Genomic DNA, 3,080 nt, shown 5'->3' with positions numbered 1-3,080 from the left:
CCCTCCTGGCGCCACCCCGCCCCCCCGGGGTGCGGCTCCCCCCCCCCGCCCCGCCCCCCCCCCCGGGGGGCCCGCGACCGGAACAGGGGACCGGTCGCGGCCCCGCGCCGTGGCCTGCCCGCTCGCACCAGCGCGCGGGCGAAGACATCGCGTCGGGCGTGGGAGGAGGCGCCGTAGGCGCCGTACCGGTCGGGCTCCGGCCGGTACACGCGCACGGGAATCGCCTGCGTCAGTGCCGGGGCGTGCCCGGGCTGCCGTCTGAGGTCACGGGAACCGATGGGGTTCGACGTGCATGTGCCGGTACGTCTCCCCAGGGACGTGCGCCGGTCGGCATGCAGGACCGGCCGGCGCCCTTCAGGCGGTCGGCGGATGGACGACGCGGCTCATCACGTCGAGGCGGGCGTGGTGGCGGGAGCGGGCTTGCGGAGGAACAGAGTGGCGGCGAGGGTGCCCGCCAGGACGATGGCGGCGTTCACGGCGATGGCCACCTTCAGCCCGCCGAGGACGCCTGCCGCCCCGGCTCCGGTGATCGCCGCGGTGGCGACGGCGCTCATGATCGGCGTACCCATCGTGATACCGACCTGCTGGGTCATCGTCGCGAGGCCGGTGGCGAGGCCCTGCTCATGGTCCGGGAGCCCCGTCGTCGCGGTGACCATGAAGCCGACGATGACCAGCATGTTGCCGATGCCGCCCAGAAGCGTCCCGATGAGCAGCAGCCACATCCAGGAGCGGTCGTCCCCGAGTCCGGTGAGTGCGGCCGTCGCCCCGCTCTGCACGACGCCGCCCAGGATCAGGGTCGCCCGGGTGCCGAGCCTCCCGATCACCCGCGGTGCGATGGTTCCGCCGACGACGGTGCCGATGCCGAGGACGCCGAAGGACAGGCCCGCGGCCAGGGGGGAGAAGCCCAGGACCTCCTGCAGGTAGAGCGTCATGAGGAAGACCAGCGACGTCTCGGTCAGGAAGGCGATCAGACCGGCGATGTTGCCCCAGGCCACCGTCCTGCGGCTCAGCACGCCGATCGGCACGAGCGGGGCCTTGGCCTTGTGCTCGACGGCGTAGAAGACCAGCAGGAGCAGTACGCCGGCGGCGAGGGAGAGCAGAGCCGCCGGCGAGACCCAGCCGTGCTCACCGGCCTGGGTGAGGCCGAAGACGACGGCCAGCAGACCCAGGGTCACGCTCACCGCGCCCGGCAGGTCCAGCTTCGGCCGCTGGTCGGGCCGCGACTCCTTGATGACCACGACCGCGGCCACGAGGACGAGCAGCGCGACGGGCACGTTGATGAAGAAGGCCCACCGCCAGGACAGCAGGTCGGTGAGAATGCCGCCCAGGACGGCACCGGTGGTGAACCCGGCCGACATCAGCGCGCCGTTCAGGCCGAGGGCCTTCTCCCGCAGCGGCCCCTGGGGGAACGACGTCGTCAGCAGGGAGAGGCCGGCGGGGGTGACCGCGGCCGTCGCCAGGCCCTGGAACACCCGGGCCATGATGAGGAGTTCGGGGGACGTCGCAAGCCCGCCCAGCAGGGAGGCCGCGCCGAGGACGGCCAGTCCGCCCAGGAAGAGGCGGCGGCGGCCGAAGAGGTCGGCGATGCGGCCGAAGATCAGCGTGAAGCCCGCCGCGCACAAGGCGAAGGAAGTCGCGATCCACTGGAGGCCGGACAGTTCGAAGCCGAGTCCCTCACCGATGACCGGCAGGGCGACGTTGAGGATGGAGAAGTCCACGGCGAGCATGAACTGCGCCGCCAGCAGGATCACGAGCACCAGCTTCAGGCGTGGCGTCAGACGGGTGGGCGGGGCGTCGTCGCCGGGCGTGACCTGTGCGGTGTCGGTGGCCGTCATGAGTGAAGTCCCTCTCTCGTACACGCGTTGTGACGAAGAGAGCGTCCTCCCGGGCGGTGGGGTGCAACCATTCCCCGCTTGGCACCAGCACTGCGGAGGGTAGTCCTCACAGGACCCCCTTCGCGGGGCACGCAGGCCGCCCGGCCGGGCCATCATGGAGAGCGTAGCCGTCGATCCTGGGAGCCGTCATGGGTAGCACGTCCGAGCTGGGAGACTTCCTGCGCAACCGCCGCGGTGAGGTGCGCCCCCAGGACGCCGGCCTGGCGGCCCACGCGCCGCGCCGCCGCGTCACCGGGCTGCGCCGCGAGGAGCTGGCGATGCTCGCCGGAGTCAGCGTGACCTACTACACGCGGCTCGAACAGGGCCGGGCCACCAGCGCCTCCGACTCCGTCCTGGCCGCCATCGCCCGCGCACTGCGGCTCACCGACGACGAGACCGCCCACCTCAAGGACCTGGCCAGGCCCAACGCCCTCCGGCAGCCGCCCGCGGAGCGGCCCGAGCACGCCAGCCGGTCGGCGCGGCAGCTGCTGGCCGCGATGACCGAGGTCCCGGCCCTCGTCCTGGACCGCCGGAACGACATCCTCGCCTGGAACCCGCTGGGCCACGCGCTCGTCGCCGGGCACTTGGACCGCCGCGGCCCCGACCAGCCTGCCACCCGCCCCAACCTGACCCGCCTGCTCTTCCTGGACGAGCACTTCCGCACGCTCTACACCGACTGGAACGAGGAGGCGCAGCTGGCCGTCGCCTCCCTCCGCCTGACCGCCGGACGCCACCCCGACGATCGCCGGCTCGCCGAACTCATCGGGCAACTGGTCATCCAGAACCGCGAGTTCGCCTCGCGCTGGGCCCGGCACCCGATCCGCACCTGCACCTCGGGCGTCAAGCACTTCCAGCACCCGCAGGTGGGCACGATGGAGCTCGCCTTCGAGAACCTCCACATCCCCGGCGACTGCGGCCAGCGCATCATCGCCTACAGCGCGGAGCCCCGCACGCCGTCCGAAGCCGCGCTCCGCCTGCTCGGCAGCCTCGCGGCCGGGCCGGCGGCGGTCACCCGGCGCGGTACCGTGCCGGACACGGCGCACGGGACGACGAGCGACGCCCCGGTTGCGCCCCGCCTTCCCCGCTGACCTTCGCGGACCGGAGGGGTTCCCGGCGTCACAGTCGCGCTACGACCCCTTCTCGTCTGGGCCACCGTCAGGTGGATCCGGGACAGGTGAGACAGCGCGAAGCGGCATGGTTCCCACT

2 protein-coding genes are annotated in these 3,080 nt (G+C 72.9%); one reads left to right on the top strand and one right to left on the bottom strand.

Going from position 1 to position 3,080, the window contains the following annotated elements; all coding sequences use genetic code 11:
- Positions 1-386: 386 nt before the first annotated feature.
- Positions 387-1,835 (bottom strand): MFS transporter, encoded by a 1,449-nt coding sequence (locus ABZ154_RS34890; RefSeq protein WP_356838472.1) that lies wholly within the window; start codon positions 1,833-1,835, stop codon positions 387-389.
- 188 nt (positions 1,836-2,023) lie between these two features.
- On the opposite strand from ABZ154_RS34890, the gene ABZ154_RS34885 reads away from it, so the two are divergent.
- Positions 2,024-2,962: a helix-turn-helix transcriptional regulator gene (locus ABZ154_RS34885; RefSeq protein ID WP_356838471.1), complete on the top strand. Its 939-nt coding sequence runs from the start codon at positions 2,024-2,026 to the stop codon at positions 2,960-2,962.
- The last annotated feature ends 118 nt before the right edge of the window (positions 2,963-3,080 follow it).

This window comes from Streptomyces sp. NPDC006261 (assembly GCF_040613515.1).
Taxonomy (GTDB): Bacteria; Actinomycetota; Actinomycetes; order Streptomycetales; family Streptomycetaceae; genus Streptomyces.
Note: the sequence above shows the minus strand (reverse complement) of the source record. Positions and strands in the feature narration are given on the sequence as shown.

What these genes read in the sequence shown, in the direction of transcription:
- ABZ154_RS34885 (WP_356838471.1), top strand. Translation starts at nt 2,024, where the DNA reads ATGGGTAGCACGTCCGAGCTGGGAGACTTCCTGCGCAACCGCCGCGGT.
- ABZ154_RS34890 (WP_356838472.1), bottom strand. Translation starts at nt 1,835, where the DNA reads ATGACGGCCACCGACACCGCACAGGTCACGCCCGGCGACGACGCCCCG.